A 15,342-nucleotide genomic window follows, 5' to 3' on the forward strand; every position below is an offset into this window, starting at 1 on the left:
GCGAGACTGTTTCAAGGAATTCAAGTTGGTTCACGGCGCCTTCGCGCGCTTCCTGGCTTCACGCGATCGTGCCGTACGGCGAGCCGGTCTCAGTTCCTCAATGGTCGGCAGCCACCACTCGGCGTCCTCAACCGGAGGAACTTTCGCCGGCCAGGTGCGGACGAGTTCTTCGAGTGTGGGAACCCGCCAATGTCCCCAGACGCGATCTTCGGTTACGCCGGGATAGAAGTCCGCAATGACGTCCGGCTCGACCAGTTCGCCTGAGATGTCAGTAAAGACGACGATTCCATAGGCAGTGGCCACCGGACGCTCGATCGGCGGCAAGTCATCGCTCTGAAGCGGGTAACGATGACGCTTGCGTTCCGCGGAGCGGCGCTTGCTGCGTATATCCTGTTCGGTTCCCTTGCGCTCCTCGGCGCGACGCCGTCTCTCCGCCGGTTCGTTTCTGCGCGCCGCAGTCTCGATATCAGGCCACCGTCGTCGGAGTTCCTCATAGGACCGGAAGGGAACGTGCCATATTCTGAGATCACCGTCCCACCGTGAAAACGGCACCTCGCGCAGTTTGTCGACAACAGTTTTCGAATAGGGTGTGCGAATTCGGAAACCTGCCTTGCCGAATTCGAGGTAGGGACTGTCGATCGGATCGAAGACGAAGGCGTCGCGTCCCTTCGCATCGGCGTGGGCGTCGGCTTCGGCCTCCATCTCGGCAAGCCACCGTCCGATGCGGCGGGACGCCGTCCGGCCGGGAACAAACCAAGCCTTGCGGGCATCGCTCCAGCGGGCACGGGGAAAGCGTCTTCGGAATTGCTCGACGGTCATCCTGTCATAGGGAAAGGAAATATCCGCGCCGGGCTTTTCACCGTCTTCACCGGGCGGCGCCTCGTCGTGACCAGCGGGGGATTTCGTCTCGGCCATGGAAGGAAAACGCCGGCGCGCAGGGATCGGTTTCCGGTGAGGATAGCATAGATGCTGGTTAAGGCGTGACAGCCTGCCGTCGTTGTGGCCGCTTTCGCTCGTGAGCTCGGTTCGCTGGGGCCTCGGCCGGGTAACACCGGCCAAATTCTTCCCTAAGTTCTTATGGCAAAAAGCCGTTTGCGCATGAGCATTTCAGGTTATAGTGGCGTTACAACGCGTCACGACTCGGGGAAAGGGACCTCCATGCTGCCACTCTTCGACATGATGATGCAGGCGCAGAATGGCGCGGCGATGGAAGCGATCGCCCGGCAGTTCAACCTCGCGCAGGAACAGGCGACGAAGGCGATGGCGGCGCTGATGCCGGCCTTTTCCGCCGGGCTGAAGCGCAGCACCAGCAATCCTTACGATTTCGTCGGGCTGATGCAGGCGGTCTCCTCCGGCAACTATGGGCGCTATTTCGAGGATATGAGCCGGGCCTTCACACCGGAGGGCATTTCAGACGGCAACAACATCCTTGCCCAGCTTTTCGGCTCGAAGGAGGTTTCGCGCGCAGTCGCCGCCCAGGCCGCACAGATGACCGGCATCGGCCAGGATATCTACAAGCGGATGCTGCCCGTGCTGGCCGATACGCTGATGGGCGGGCTCTTCAAGCAGACGACCGGACAGATGGCCTCGCCGGTCAACCCCTTCTTCAACACGGCGATGGGCGAGACCATCCAGAAATGGCTTGAGAGTACCGGCTTCGCGCCGAAACCGGCCCCGGAGCCCAGCATCTTCGACAATCCGTTCACGCAGGCGATGCAGCAGATGTTTTCGGTGCCGAAGCCTGCGCCGACGCAGACGCCCAACCCCTTCCTCGACAATCCCTTCGCCAAGGCCTTCCAGGAGATGATGGGCGGGCTCGGCCAGCAGCCGGCGGCCCCGACCAAGGCCAAGACACCGGAGGCGCCCAAGGAAGAGGCGAAGGTCAATGCCGACAGCTATACCCAGATGCTGAACGCCATGTTCGACAGTGGACTGGAAGTGCAGAAGAGCTACCAGAAGAACCTGGAAGCGATCTTCGAAACCTACCGGCCGAAACCCTCCTCCGAATAAAAAAACCCGGAGATGGCTTGGGAAAGCCTATCACCGGGTCAAGCGGCAGGGCTATTGGCTATCACCCTGCGGGGAAACTCGACGCTCCTACTATTCGTAGGAGCGCAAAAGAGACGACAGGCGCCAGCGATTGCGCGCCGAACGCGTCAGATGTTCCGACGGGTCCTCGAAAAAGGTCGACGCCAGGAACGCGGAGGTCAGATCGGACCGGGTAAGGCCGATATCCCTCAGCTGCGTGTCGTTCAGATCATGCAGCGCGTTGATCTCCATGCGATTGCGGAACACGCGAAAGAGAGAGGCCAACGGTGCGAGGCCTGCCGCCAGACGCTGGAAAAACGTCGGGGTCGGCTTGCCGCAGTCGAGTTCGAGTGTCCGGTCTGTCATGCGCATTGAACTCTCCTTTCTGTACAGTGCCGCACGTCTTTAGACGCATAAAGGGCGCTGTAACGTTTTAGATCGGCGCGCAACGCAACCCACCCCTCCCGCGAGGTCATGCGGGAAGGAGCAAGCTGAATTCCGCTTAGACAGGCAGGGTGTCTGTCCTTCACTTTGCTTTGATTTGCATCCCGAAGATGCCAAAGACCTATTGATCAGTCCAACGAATGTTTCTAATGATTATCATCAGCTATCTTTATGGGTGAAACCATGTCCGCACCTCTTGATCTCGACCAACTGCAGACTTTCATCGCCATCGTCGATTCCGGCAGCTTCACCAAGGCGGCCGACAGGGTCTACAAGACCCAATCGGCCGTCTCCATGCAGATGCGCCGCCTCGAAGAGCGCATCGGCAAGCAGCTGTTCATCAAGGATGGGCGCGGCAACCGGCTGACGGTCGAGGGTGAGAAGCTGCTCAACTATGCCCGGCGCATCATTCGCCTCAACAATGAGGCGATCGCCGCCTTCGACGACAACAGGCTGGAGGGGACGCTGCGGATCGGCACGCCGGACGATTATGCCGACCGCTACATGCCCGAAATCATCGGCCGCTTCGCCAAGACGCATCCGAATGTCGAACTCTACATCGTCTGCGAGCCTTCGGTGGATCTCGCCGAGCGCATGCACAAAGGCGAGCTCGACATCGCCCTCGTCACCCACAATCCGCGCGAGCGCATGTCCGATGTGGTGAGAACCGAGCCGCTCTGCTGGGTGGGCTCGGCCAACCATCCGATCCGCGACGACGCGCCGGTGCCGCTTGCCGTCGGCCGGCGCGACTGCCAGTGGCGCCAGCTCGCCTGCTCGGCGCTCGATGCTGTGGGACGCGAGCACCAGATCCTGTTCACCAGTTGGTCCTGCACCGTGGTTGCCGCTGCCGTGCTTGCCGGCATGGCGGTTTCGGTCATGCCGGAATCGGCATTGCGAACAGGCATGAAGGTACTGAGCCAGGCCGACGGTTTTCCGGCGCTGCCGCCGGTGCAGATCGGCATCATGAAGCGGCCGGGCGTTTCGCTCTCGCTGATGAACGCGATCACGGCGCATATCACCGCCTGCCTCGACAACATCACCCCTGCCGTCGTCGACGATACCCTCGAGGCCGATGTCAAATCCGCCCAGGCACGCCTTTATCCGCGGCTGAAGGCCGCCAATATGGTTCCGAGCTGGTAAGCCGACTCAAGCAGCAGCAGGCACGGTCGTGGTGAAAAGGGAGGCGCGGATGACGCGCTTCCATTGGTCGAGCATGCGCCGCGCCAACTCCTTGTCGCTGACGGCGGCAAGCCGGATGACGGCGCCGATCAGGTGGCTGAACAGGTAAGTGCGCGCGTACATATCCTCGTCGCAAAGGTCGGGAGTGAGATCGCGCACGGCGTTATGGAAGATACCGGCGACACGGCCGCTATGCTCGATGTTCAGCTGCAGCAGATCCTGATCGGTCTCCGTGCCCATCCAGACGCCGAGATAGACGGGATCGTCATGGTAGAAATCGTAATACCAGTCGATGATGGCGCAAACGCGGTCGAGCGCCTGGTCGAGCGACCTGACGTCGGCAAACATCGCCGCCGTCTTCGCCTGGATCGCCGAAGCGTGCTGGTCGAACAGGGCTTTGACGATCGCCGCCTTCTCGGGAAAATACTGGTAAACCGAACCGATCGGCACTTTGGCGGCGACGGCGAGTTCCGTCATCCGCATGGCGCTGACGCCCTTTTCGGCAATGATCCTGGCGGCCGCGGCAAGGATGAGATCCAGCCTCTGGATGCTGCGTTCCTGCTTCGGCTTCCTGCGCAAGCCGATCCGATCCATGCTTTCCGCGCCCATGTCGTTCCCATATTTATTGTTCGCGGCGGAAGGCATGACATGCAGGGTGTTCATCGGCGGTAAATGGAAATGCTCGCATTTTAACGGTTGAGAAAAGCCCGTGACGATCACGATTCCAGGATGTGATTTTACCCATCGCAACCGGTACCGATACGGTGTCAGCCGCGTGACCGGTCAGTGACGGACGAGGCGCACGCGCTCCTCAGCTCATCGCCATCCATGCGGCGAGCCATACCCACATGGCGGCGAGTATGATGTAACCTGCGGCGAAGATCGGGCTGCGATAGCGCATATCGTTGCTGGTGACGTGAATGGCGGCATGGGCGTAGCGCAGGGCGACGAAGGCCCAGGCGAGGACGACAGAGATGAGATTGTCGGCCTCGGTGATATAGAGAAGAATTGAGCAGGCGTAGAACAGCACGGGCAGTTCGAACTGATTGGCGAGGCAGTTCTTGACGATGAGGCTTTCGGCCGGCTCGCCGCGATTTTCGCGATAATCCGATTTGGCGATGCTGCCGGCGCGGACCATTTTCGCGCGCCGCATGCCGAGCAGCGCATAAAGACCGTAGACCAGGGCCACATGGGCGAGGAGTGGCCAGAAGATTTGATAGCCGGTCATATGTGGCCGTTTCCTTTCCGCTTCTGCTTCCGCTTTCAACGCGAGCATTAGTCGAAAGACGAGCGGGATACCAGCGTCGGCGGCCCGCCATCCAACATTGGCGGGCCGCCGGATTTCGTCACACCTGCGCGGCGCCGCCGTCGGCGAAGAGTTCGATACCGGTGACGAAGCTCGAATCGTCGGAAGCGAGGAAGAGTGCGGCGGCGGCGATCTCTTCGGCGCGGCCGACGCGCCCCATTGGCACCTGGGTTGCGAGATAATCGAGCAAGCCCTGCTGTTGCGCCTCATCTTTACCGGCGAGTTCGACGAGACCAGTTGTCTTTGTAGGACCGGGGCTCAGCGTATTGATACGAATGCCGCGATCCTTGAGATCAAGGATCCAGTTGCGAGCAAAGCTTCGTAACGCGGCCTTCGAGGCGGCGTAAACGCTGAAGGCCGGAGTGCCGGTCGAGCCCGCCGTCGATCCCGTCAGGATAACCGATGAGCCCGAACCGAGCAGCGGCAAAGCCTTCTGCACGGTGAAAAGAACACCTTTCACATTTCTGTCGAACGTGTCGTCATACTGCTCTTCGGTAATTTCGCCGAGCGGCAGCATCGAACCACCGCCGGCATTGACGAACAGCACATCTATCCGGCCGGCTTCGGCTTTCACGCGTTCATAGAGCCGATCAAGGTCTGCAAGCTCTGCCGAGTCCGCCTGGATGCCGACAACCTTACCCCCTATTTCCGTAACCGCCGCGTCGAGCACGTCCTTGCGCCGGCCGGTCACGAAAAGCTGGGCGCCTTCGGCGGCGAAACGCTTGGCAGTGGCAAGGCCAATGCCCGATGTCGCGCCGGTAATCACTGCGATCTTTCCACTCAATCTCTGTGTCATTGTCGTCTCCTGTTGTTCGACCGAGACTGAGATATGGACGCGAGAAACGTTTCGAAATAGAAAGAAATGAAAGCTATCGTTACAGGAATGAAATGACGAACTTTCCGGATTTCGAAGGCCTGGCCATGTTCGCCAAGGTGGCCGAAGAGCGTTCTTTCGCTCGCGCCGCTAGGACGCTCGGTGTATCGGTGCCTACCGTTTCGCGGGCCGTGAGCCGGCTGGAGGAGAGACTTGGCGCACGGCTTTTCAACCGCACCTCGCGGCAACTGGCGCTGACCGATTTCGGCTTGCGATTGGTCGACAGTGCCTCGCGGCTCTATGCGGAGGCAGAGGCTGCGGAAAATGCAGCGCGCGAGCTGTCCAGCCGACCGCGAGGGCTTATCCGGCTTGCCGCGCCGATGGCCTTCGGCACACGCTGGCTGGCGCCGATCCTGCCCGATTTTTTCGACCTCTATCCCGATATTTCTATCGACCTGCATATGAGCGACGCCGTCGTCGACCTGGTGGGAGACGGATTCGATGCTGCCCTGAGAATTGCCGTTCTGCCGGATTCCTCATTGGTCGCCCGGAGGCTGGCAGCGGTGGCTCCCTTCATTCTCGCTGCACCTGCGTACCTCGATCGATACGGCACGCCGCGACATCCGCGCGAGCTTAAGGCCGATCATTGTCTAGGATACGCCTATCGGCCGCGCCAGGACATCTGGCGCTTTCGCAATAAGGCAGGCGAAGAGGAAGTTGTCGTGCCGGCCGGTCCCTTGCGCTCCACCAATTCGCAAGCCTTGATTCCAATGGCGTTGCACGGACTTGGGGTTGTAGAGCTGCCGGAATTCATGGCGCACGAATATCTCGCCGATGGCAGGTTGAAAGCGATCCTACCCGACTGGACGCTGCCGAGCGGAGCGCTCTATTTCGTCACGCCCTCTGCCCGAGCTCGACCTGCGAAGGTGGAGGTGCTCTCGGATTTCATGGTGGCGCGGCTTGCAAATCCGACGTGGCGGTGGACAGGCTGATGGCACCCTCAATCTTCACGCGGCGCAAGCCAGCGGCCGATGGCAAGCCGGACAATGAGGATGAAGCAGATGGCGAGGCTTGCGAATTTCAGCCGCGTCATCCACGGCAGCAGCTGCGTTGCAAGCGTTGAGGGCGCACCATTACCGAAGGCGATGAGGCTCGAGATGTTCTCGCCGTAATCGGCGATGCCGTAGATGAACGGCAGCAGATAGATCGCCCTGCCGACAAGCGGATGCACCGATCGGCCAAACCACGCACCGGCAGGACCGAGCTTGAGGAAGGCGAGGAACAGCAGTGCCGTCAGCAGTGCCGGAAAGACCAGCTCCGGCCCGAAATACATAGCGCGCAGCAACCTGGTCGCCGTCTCGTTCTCATCGAGCAGCTTTTGCATGTGGAAGACCGCCGACTCATCGTAACCGGCGAAATAGGTATCGAGCACCGCCTGCCCGGTTTCGTGCTTGAACGGAACGACGAAACCGAAGGTCGTCCAGGCGAGCACGGCAAGGCAGAGGGCTGCGAGCAGCGCGACGATCCAGAGAGGAATCCCGCTGCCCGCCTTCATGATCAGAGGCCGGCGCCCGGATAATTCGGGCTCTCGCGGGTGATCGTCACGTCATGGGCATGGCTTTCGCGAAGACCGGCACCGGAGATGCGCACGAACGTGGCCCGCTCCTGGAAGTCCTTGAGGTCCTTGCCGCCGACATAACCCATGGCCGCCTTGAGGCCGCCGGCGAGCTGGTGGATGACGCCCGAGACCGGCCCCTTGTAAGGCACCTGGCCCTCAATGCCCTCCGGCACGAGCTTCAGCGTGTCGCGCACCTCGGCCTGGAAGTAGCGGTCGGCCGAGCCGCGAGCCATGGCGCCGACGGAGCCCATGCCGCGATAGGCCTTGAAGGAGCGTCCCTGGTAGAGATAGACCTCGCCCGGGCTCTCATCGGTGCCGGCCAGCAGCGAGCCGATCATGACGGCGGAAGCGCCGGCGGCGATCGCCTTGGCCAGATCGCCGGAGAACTTGATGCCGCCATCGGCGATGACGGGCACGTCCTGATCATTCGCGGCCTGCACCGCCGACATGATGGCGGCGAGCTGCGGCACGCCGACGCCGGCGACGATGCGCGTCGTGCAGATCGAACCCGGACCGATACCGACCTTGACCGCATCCGCTCCGGCATCGATCAGCGCCCTGGTGCCGTCATAGGTGGCGACGTTGCCGGCCATGATGCGCACCGAGTTGGAAAGCTTCTTGACCCGGGTGACGGCATCGAGGACGCGTTGCGAATGACCATGGGCGGTGTCGACGACCAGAAGATCGACGCCGGCCTCGATCAGCCGTTCGGCGCGCTCGAAGCCGTCATCGCCGACGCTGATGGCGGCCGCAGCCCGAAGTCTGCCCTGCGCATCCTTGGAAGCGTTCGGGTTCAACTGCGACTTCTCGATATCCTTGACGGTGATGAGGCCGACGCAGCGGCCTTCGGCATCGACCACCAGGAGCTTCTCGATGCGATGCGAATGCAGCAGGCGCTTGGCCTCCTGCTGATCGACGTTTTCCTTGACGGTGACCAGTTTGTCCTTGGTCATCAGTTCATGGATCTTCTGTTCCTGATCGGTAGCGAAGCGGACGTCGCGGTTGGTCAGGATGCCGACGAGGCGGCCGGACTTCTCCACGACGGGGATGCCGGAAATGCTGTAGGATTTCATCAGCCCGAGTGCATCGGCAAGCGTGGCATCGGGGCCGATCGTCACCGGATTGACGACCATGCCGCTTTCAAACTTCTTCACTTGCCGGACTTGCTCGGCCTGCTCGATCGGCGTCAGGTTGCGGTGAATGACGCCGAGGCCGCCGGCCTGGGCCATGGCGATCGCCAGGCGGCTCTCGGTGACCGTATCCATGGCGGATGAGATGATCGGGATGTTGAGTTCGAAATCCCGAGCGATGCGCGTGGAGATATTCGTCTGGCCGGGCATGACCTCGGAATGTCCCGGCTGCAGCAGGACGTCGTCAAAGGTAAGCGCGTCCGCGCCGGTTGCCGTTTCTATGATGCGTGCCATGGCCAAATTCCTTCATTTAAGAAAAATGCAACCCGGCCCGGAAACGAATCGTCCGCCCCGGCGGTGTGCATGAGTTGCTTGGAAGTTGGCGAGGGCTGGTAACACGTCTATGACAGGAAGGAAATAGCAAAAAGCCCGGCGCGTCCGCCGGGCTCGTCATGGGTGCCATGCGTCCAAAGCGCATCGCGATCTTTCAGATTCGCCGCTCGCGCTTCAGATCCTTCTTTTTACGCATTCCCGGGAAAGTCGCTGCGCGTTTTTGCTGGAATTGCTCCAGATCAGATGTCGAACTGGTAGGTCTTCGGCACGAAGCGATAACCGCCATCCTGCCTCTCGACGAAGCCGACCGCCGGGAACGGCATGTGGTAGCCGAGGAAGGCGATCTTGTCGGTCGCGATCATCTCGAAAACCTTGCGGCGCGTGGCCGCCGCCTGCGCCTTGTCCATGTCGAAGCGCACCTCCCAATCCGGCCGCAGCAGCGACAGGATATAGTGATTGGCCGTATCGCCGGTCAGCATCAGGCGCTTGCCCTCGGATTCGACGTGGAACACCATATGCCCCGGCGAGTGGCCGGCCGCCAGCATCGCCGTCATGCCGGGCGCGACGCTATCGCCGTCGTTGATGAAGGTGGTCTTTTCGGCGAGCGGTGCGACATTGGCGAGCACCGCCTTGTGACTGCCTTCGGCCGGCGTGCCCTCGCGTGCCTTGTCCGACCAGAAATCATATTCCGCCTGGCCGACGACATAGCGGGCATTCTTGAAGGCAGCCGTGCCGCTTTCCATCAGGCCGCCGATATGATCGCCGTGCAGATGGGTCAGCGCCACCAGCGTGACGTCGTCGGCCGAATAGCCTGCCGCTTTCAGGCCTTCGGTCAGTTGGCCGGCGCCGCGAGCGCGGCCGGCAACGCCGAAGCCGGTATCGACGAGGATGACATCCGAACCGGTATCGATGAGAGCCGGCGTGTAGAAGCTCATGAACCTGTCGGCCGGCAGGAAGTTTGCGGTCAGCAACGCCTGGACCGTTTCGGGGTTCTGATTGGTGCCGAAGGTTTCATAGGGCTTTTCGACGATGCTGGTGCCGTCACGGACGACGGTGAACTTATAGGAACCGAGCTTGAATTGATTGATCTCGGGCAAAAGCGTTCCATCCATATGATTGCTTTCTCCAGTTGCGGCCGCTTCGGCCCTCTCTTTAAAAATTGCCGGCGCCGCGAGCATGCCAAGGCCTGCGGCAAAAAGGGTGCGCCGCTTTATTCCCGATGAAATTGCCATATGTCCATCCTCTTATGACGTGCGATGCGTCGCCGCACGGCCCGCAGTGTCGATCCCGGCCGGATTTCTTGCTCCGGCCAAGTAGACATATGTCAATCTTGACTGCCGACGTTGATGCGCAAGTCGTCTCACGCAGACGTGAAGCAAACGTCTCGTGGACCCGGATTTGGGGATTGGCACGGCTGGGAACTGGGACTAAACAGCACTGGCCTTCCCAGCTCCAATCCGCTGCCCCATCAAGGCTCCCGCCTATGAACCGCATCGTCCCGCTGATCCTCGCCGTCGCCCTCTTCATGGAACAGATGGATTCGACTGTCATTGCGACGGCGCTGCCGGCGATCGCTAGTGATTTGCATGTCGGGCCGATCACGCTGAAGCTGGCGCTGACCTCCTACATGGTGGCGCTTGCCGTGTTCATCCCGGTGAGCGGCTGGATGGCTGACCGGTTCGGCGCCAAGAAGATCTTCCGGCTTGCCATATCAGTCTTCGTCATCGGCTCGATCTTCTGCGCCATCTCCTCCAACCTCGTCGAATTCGTTTTCGCCCGCTTCCTGCAGGGCATGGGCGGCGCGATGATGACCCCGGTCGGTCGCCTGGTGCTGGTGCGCACGACGAAGCGCAGCGATCTGGTCTCGGCCATGGCGCTGCTGACCATCCCGGCGCTCGTCGGCCCGCTCACCGGACCACCGCTCGGCGGCTTCATCACCACCTATTTCAGCTGGCACTGGATCTTCCTGATCAACGTGCCGGTCGGCATCATCGGCATCTGGCTGGCGACGATCTTCCTGCCGGAAGTGGAGGCGACGGCGCCGCCGAAGCTCGATTTCACCGGTTTCGTGCTCACCTCGCTTTCGGCCGCGGGCGTCGTCTTCGGCCTGTCGGTGGTCAGCCTGCCGGCCCTGCCCCCCGTCATCGGCGTCACCGCCACTCTGATCGGCCTTGCTTGCGGCTTTCTCTATGTGCGCCACGCCAAGCGCCATCCGGCCCCGATCCTCAACCTCAACCTGTTCAAGAACCCGACCTTCCGGGCCTCCACCTTGGGCGGCACGCTGTTTCGCATCTGCGTCGGCGCCATGCCCTTCCTGACGCCGCTGATGCTGCAGCTCGGATTCGGGCTGACGCCGTTCCAATCCGGCCTCATCACCTTTGCGGGAGCCATCGGGGCGATCACCACCAAATTCATGGCGAAGCGCGTCTTCGCCGCCGCCGGCTTCCGCACGACGCTGCTTGCCGCCGCCATGGTGACGACGCTGGTGACTGTCGTCACCGGCCTGTTCACGCCGTCGACACCGCACCTCGTCATCATCGGCGTGCTGCTGCTCGGCGGCTTCTCCCGCTCCTTCATGTTCACCGGCGTCAATGCGCTCGCCTTTGCCGACATCAATGATGCCGAAGCCAGCCAGGCGACCTCGATGAGCTCGGTGATGCAGCAGATCAGCCTGGCGCTCGGCGTCGCGGTCGCCGCCGCGATCCTGGAGAGCTCGATCTATATCAGCGGCGAGGAATTGCAGGTCGCCGACTTCCACCTCGCCTTCTACATCATCGCCGGGCTGACTATTATTGCGACCATTCCCTTCATCCGGATGGACCGCAATGCCGGCGCGCTCGTTTCCGGACACCGCTCGAAGGCGATGGCGGCAGCAACCGTTGAGGCCGAGCAGCACGCGGTGAAATAAGGCAGCCTAAAGCGTGTCGCGATCATTCGGATTCGCTTGCCACGCTTTAGATCTTTGGTTTTTCGCATGTCTATAGCGCAAAACCGCTGCACACTTTTGCGCGACATGCTCTATTCGGGACTTTCGCAGACGGCACAGAGCTTGTTGCCGTCGAGATCGCGCACATAGGCGGCATAGAAATGGGCATGGTAGGAGCGCAGGCCCGGCCCGCCCTCATCGACGGCGCCCGCGGCTATCGCCGCCGCATGGAAGGCATCGACATCCGCCCGGCGCTCGGCCGCAAAGGCCACCATGACGCCATTGCCCGACGTCGCCCGACGGCGATTGAAGGGCGTCACCACCCAGAAGCGGCAGCGCGTATCGCCATCGGCGGCATAGCCGATTTCCTCCTCCGAATCGCGCTGGCGGCGATAGCCGAGCACGGGCAGCACGGCATCATAAAAATGCCCTGCGCGATAAAGGTCGTTGGTTCCGAGCGTGACGTAAAGAAGCATGGGGATCAGCGGTTCCAATCTTAGGGCCGCATCATCGGACAGGACCGGCCCCAAGATCAAGCTTGCTCTGCTTCACCTTCCGCCTTGCGCCCCTTGAAGCCCTTGGCGAGCAGGAACATCTCGACCGATTCGGCGCGCGACGAGTTCGGCTTGACATGCACGACCTGGCGGAAGTTCTGCTTCAGCATGGCGAGCAGATCACGCTCGGTGCCGCCCTGGAAGGTCTTGGTCAGGAAGTGCCCGCCTTCCTGAAGCACCTCGACGGCGAAATGGGCCGCCACTTCGCAGAGATGCATGGTGCGCAGATGATCGGTGCGGTGATGGCCGGTGGTGGGTGCGGCCATGTCCGATATGACGAGATCGGGCGTGCCGCCGACCGCCTCCAGCAGCTTTTCCGGTGCAGTGGGATCGAGAAAGTCGAGTTGCAGGATCTTCACGCCGGGCAGCTGGGTCATTTCGAGGAAATCGATCGCGGCCACGCGGATATCCTCATCCGTCGAGCCGGTGACCTTGGCGGCGATCTGCGACCAACTGCCCGGTGCAGCGCCGAGATCGATGATGCGCCTGGCGCCGCGCAGGATATGGTGTTTCTCGTCGATCTCCAGCAGCTTGAAGGCGGCACGGGCGCGATAACCTTCGAGCTGGGCGCGCTGCACATAGGGATCGTTGATATGGCGCTCCAGCCATTGGCGCGAGGAGGCCTTCATCTTCTTGTTCTTGACGCGCTGGCCGAGCTTGCGGCCGGTGCGGTTTCCCGCGATCGGTGCCTTGGTCATGCCTTCCTCTATCTCGCTCTCTGGCCGCGTCGGTTGCGGTGGCGCCGCCACACGCCATCATCGGCCATCATGTCTGTCAGCAGGCCTTCCCTCAAGCCGCGATCGGCAACGCGCATGCGCGGGCTCGGCCAGCGGCGGCGGATCGCCTCGAGGATGGCGCAGCCGGCCAGCACCAGATCGGCCCGATCCGGCCCGATGCAGGGATTGGCGGCGCGGCTTTCGAAATCCCAGGAGAGAAGCTTTGCCTGCATGGCGGACACCTCGTCATCGGACAGCCAGATGCCATCGACCTTGCGCCGGTCATAACGCGGCAGGTCGAGATGGACGCCGGCAAGCGTCGTCACCGTGCCCGATGTGCCGATCAGGTGGAAGTCGCCGGTCTGGGCGACCTCGATCTCCGGGCAATCGAAGCCTCCGAGCATGCCTTCGACTTCGCGCACCATGCCCTCGAAAGCCTCCGGCGTGACGTCGTGCCCGCCATGGCGCTCCGACAGCGTCACCACGCCGACCGGCAGCGAGGTCCAGTGGGTGATGTGGTTGGCGAGGCGGCTGAAGCGATTGTCGCCGATGCGGATGACGGCGATCTCCGACGAACCGCCGCCGATATCGAACAGCACGACAGAGCGCGTTTCGCGACCGACCAGCGAGGAGCAGCCGGAGACGGCAAGCCGCGCTTCGGTTTCGCGATCGATGATCTCGAGCGTCAGGCCGGTTTCGGCAACGACCCGGCTGAGGAATTCCTCGCCATTGACCGCCTGGCGGCAGGCTTCGGTGGCGATCAGCCGCATGCGGCGGATCTCCCGGTTCCTGAGCTTGGAGGCGCAGATCCGCAGCGCCTCGATCGCCCGCTCCATCGCCTCATCCGAGAGACGGCCGCTTGCCGCAAGGCCTTCGCCGAGGCGCACGATGCGGGAAAAGGCGTCGACGACGCGGAACTGACCCGGGCGGGTCGGCTGGGCAATGAGCAGACGGCAATTGTTGGTGCCGAGATCGAGAGCGGCGTAGAGCTCCTCCGGCCAGGCGTGGTCGCCGGCCTGGCGATCCCCCTGAAAACCGGGATTGATTTGGCCATCCTGACGGCCCTTGCGATTGGCGGCCGCGCCGTTCTGCGTTTCGCGCGGAACGGATATGCGCGCCTCTTCCACGCGGCTTTCCTGTTGCGGAGCACTGGAAGGCTTTGCCGATGTCAGCGGCCGGCCCTGCAGACCGCGCTTGCCACGATGCTTGCGGCGGTTGCGCCGGCTCGGCGCCGAATCGCCATCGGAGCGGGCAGCATGCTCTGCCGCTGCGGCCTGTTCCATCACAGGAGGTTGAGGTGAACCGTTCTGCGCAACACCATGGCCGCCACGACGGCGGCGCTTGCGCTTGCGGGCCGGATTGCCGGCTGCATCTTCCATCGGGCGCGCAGGCTGTCCGGCACCGCCGGAAGGCTCATGCGAAGCGGGATGAGCAGCGTTGCGGGATTGCCCGCCACGTTTGCCCTTGCGGCGCCTGGACTTCTTGCCGTCCTTGCGCCCTGCCGCCGACGCCCCGTCAAATTGCGGCTTGGCGCCGCCTTCGGGGTCTTCCACGTTCTTTTTCCATCGCGCCGCGCAAGTCCCTGAGGTATGCAGCAGGCGCTCATTCGATTTTTGCGTTGCCGCAAGAATATCAGCGCCCGCCGAATTCGCCAAATTCTTTTTTGGACAGGGGATTTGCGGCTGGTTTCACGTCCTCCGCACGGCACCGAATTTTTTCAAAACGGGTATTTGCAATCCGCCCGCTTTTGGTTATAAGCGCCGCACAGCAGCCAAGCCATGCTTCGGCGGCAACTGCTGGGGAATAGTTCAATGGTAGAACGACGGACTCTGACTCCGTTAATCTTGGTTCGAGTCCAGGTTCCCCAGCCAATTCTTGTTTTTCATTATTTTTCAGTCACTTAGCTGGTTAAGCCCTGAAGCAACCGGAACAGTTTTCCGCATCATTCTCCCGGATCATCGCCGAGTTATCGCGTTAAAAATCATAGCCCGCGTTTCTGGCTACTGAAGGCTCTTCGTTCGCGTCCACGAATCCCGCTCCGACGAATTTTTGCCATTCACCTTGGGTTATCCGCCGACGGTCTCGCCCGACGAAGGCCGAGAAGTGGGATGGCAAGTTGCCGACCTCGTTTGTGCCGATCCTCAACATCAAGTAACCGCGGTTCCCTCTCGTATAAGGAGAAAGGCGCCCAAGTGGCGCCTCAGACTGCTGACAAACCCGTCGATTTTTTCGGCGGGTTTTGCTTTTTTGGCGATTGGATTCTTTGCCGGTCGTGTTGGCGGAGGGCGAAGAAG

The 15,342-nt window shown here is 61.8% G+C and carries 16 protein-coding genes and 1 tRNA gene; 5 read left to right on the forward strand and 12 right to left on the reverse strand.

The window, feature by feature from the left end; genetic code table 11:
- Positions 1-30: 30 nt before the first annotated feature.
- The gene (locus tag FHT69_RS20315; RefSeq protein WP_183904212.1) at positions 31-915 is read right to left on the reverse strand and encodes a hypothetical protein; all 885 of its coding nucleotides are present in this window, start codon (positions 913-915) and stop codon (positions 31-33) included.
- A 243-nt stretch (positions 916-1,158) separates the two neighbouring features.
- Between FHT69_RS20315 and FHT69_RS20320 the strand changes: the two genes are divergently transcribed.
- On the forward strand, positions 1,159-2,010 hold the full coding sequence (locus FHT69_RS20320; RefSeq protein WP_183904211.1) for a DUF937 domain-containing protein: 852 nt from the start codon (positions 1,159-1,161) through the stop codon (positions 2,008-2,010).
- 90 nt (positions 2,011-2,100) lie between these two features.
- Here FHT69_RS20320 and FHT69_RS20325 read toward each other — a convergent pair whose 3' ends face one another.
- Positions 2,101-2,400, reverse strand: a complete 300-nt coding sequence (locus tag FHT69_RS20325) for a DUF1127 domain-containing protein (protein WP_097542893.1) — start codon at positions 2,398-2,400, stop codon at positions 2,101-2,103.
- Between the two features lie 255 nt (positions 2,401-2,655).
- On the opposite strand from FHT69_RS20325, the gene FHT69_RS20330 reads away from it, so the two are divergent.
- Positions 2,656-3,612 carry a LysR substrate-binding domain-containing protein gene (locus FHT69_RS20330; protein ID WP_003588350.1) on the forward strand — a complete coding sequence of 319 codons (957 nt, stop codon included), beginning with the start codon at positions 2,656-2,658 and terminating at the stop codon, positions 3,610-3,612.
- A 6-nt stretch (positions 3,613-3,618) separates the two neighbouring features.
- Here the strand turns inward: FHT69_RS20330 and FHT69_RS20335 are convergent, their stop codons facing one another.
- The 3 genes from FHT69_RS20335 to FHT69_RS20345 all read right to left on the reverse strand — a co-directional run bounded on the left by FHT69_RS20335 (position 3,619) and on the right by FHT69_RS20345 (position 5,753).
- The gene (locus FHT69_RS20335; RefSeq protein ID WP_097542933.1) at positions 3,619-4,260 is read right to left on the reverse strand and encodes a TetR/AcrR family transcriptional regulator; all 642 of its coding nucleotides are present in this window, start codon (positions 4,258-4,260) and stop codon (positions 3,619-3,621) included.
- Positions 4,261-4,462: 202 nt separating this feature from the next.
- Entirely contained in the window at positions 4,463-4,879 is a 417-nt protein-coding gene (locus FHT69_RS20340) for an MAPEG family protein (RefSeq protein ID WP_097542894.1), read from the reverse strand.
- Positions 4,880-4,997: 118 nt separating this feature from the next.
- Positions 4,998-5,753: an SDR family oxidoreductase gene (locus tag FHT69_RS20345; protein WP_183904210.1), complete on the reverse strand. Its 756-nt coding sequence runs from the start codon at positions 5,751-5,753 to the stop codon at positions 4,998-5,000.
- Positions 5,754-5,845: 92 nt separating this feature from the next.
- On the opposite strand from FHT69_RS20345, the gene FHT69_RS20350 reads away from it, so the two are divergent.
- A complete protein-coding gene (locus tag FHT69_RS20350) occupies positions 5,846-6,763 on the forward strand; it encodes a LysR family transcriptional regulator (protein WP_183905871.1) in 918 nt (305 codons plus the stop codon).
- Between the two features lie 8 nt (positions 6,764-6,771).
- Here FHT69_RS20350 and FHT69_RS20355 read toward each other — a convergent pair whose 3' ends face one another.
- From FHT69_RS20355 to FHT69_RS20365, 3 genes are all read right to left on the reverse strand, one after another.
- Positions 6,772-7,326, reverse strand: a complete 555-nt coding sequence (locus tag FHT69_RS20355; RefSeq protein WP_047615297.1) for a hypothetical protein — start codon at positions 7,324-7,326, stop codon at positions 6,772-6,774.
- Between the two features lie 2 nt (positions 7,327-7,328).
- Positions 7,329-8,813 carry an IMP dehydrogenase gene (guaB, locus tag FHT69_RS20360; RefSeq protein ID WP_047613763.1) on the reverse strand — a complete coding sequence of 495 codons (1,485 nt, stop codon included), beginning with the start codon at positions 8,811-8,813 and terminating at the stop codon, positions 7,329-7,331.
- 278 nt (positions 8,814-9,091) lie between these two features.
- Positions 9,092-10,084, reverse strand: a complete 993-nt coding sequence (locus tag FHT69_RS20365) for an MBL fold metallo-hydrolase (protein ID WP_028759081.1) — start codon at positions 10,082-10,084, stop codon at positions 9,092-9,094.
- A 251-nt stretch (positions 10,085-10,335) separates the two neighbouring features.
- On the opposite strand from FHT69_RS20365, the gene FHT69_RS20370 reads away from it, so the two are divergent.
- Entirely contained in the window at positions 10,336-11,760 is a 1,425-nt protein-coding gene (locus FHT69_RS20370; RefSeq protein ID WP_028759082.1) for a DHA2 family efflux MFS transporter permease subunit, read from the forward strand.
- 110 nt (positions 11,761-11,870) lie between these two features.
- Here the strand turns inward: FHT69_RS20370 and FHT69_RS20375 are convergent, their stop codons facing one another.
- The 3 genes from FHT69_RS20375 to FHT69_RS20385 are packed head-to-tail and all read right to left on the reverse strand — an operon-like array spanning position 11,871 to position 14,601.
- Positions 11,871-12,254, reverse strand: a complete 384-nt coding sequence (locus FHT69_RS20375) for a VOC family protein (RefSeq protein ID WP_028759083.1) — start codon at positions 12,252-12,254, stop codon at positions 11,871-11,873.
- A gap of 56 nt (positions 12,255-12,310) precedes the next feature.
- Positions 12,311-13,030: an RlmE family RNA methyltransferase gene (locus FHT69_RS20380; RefSeq protein WP_132574215.1), complete on the reverse strand. Its 720-nt coding sequence runs from the start codon at positions 13,028-13,030 to the stop codon at positions 12,311-12,313.
- Between the two features lie 8 nt (positions 13,031-13,038).
- Positions 13,039-14,601, reverse strand: a complete 1,563-nt coding sequence (locus FHT69_RS20385) for a Ppx/GppA phosphatase family protein (protein WP_183904209.1) — start codon at positions 14,599-14,601, stop codon at positions 13,039-13,041.
- A gap of 244 nt (positions 14,602-14,845) precedes the next feature.
- Here FHT69_RS20385 and FHT69_RS20390 point away from each other — a divergent pair.
- Positions 14,846-14,919, forward strand: a tRNA-Gln gene (locus tag FHT69_RS20390).
- Between the two features lie 103 nt (positions 14,920-15,022).
- Here FHT69_RS20390 and FHT69_RS33970 read toward each other — a convergent pair.
- On the reverse strand, positions 15,023-15,342 hold a 320-nt coding region (locus FHT69_RS33970), incomplete at its 5' end, for a hypothetical protein (RefSeq protein ID WP_210304287.1).

Origin of the sequence: Rhizobium sp. BK008 (genome assembly GCF_014197345.1) — a bacterium.
GTDB classification, from domain to species: domain Bacteria; phylum Pseudomonadota; class Alphaproteobacteria; order Rhizobiales; family Rhizobiaceae; genus Rhizobium; species Rhizobium anhuiense.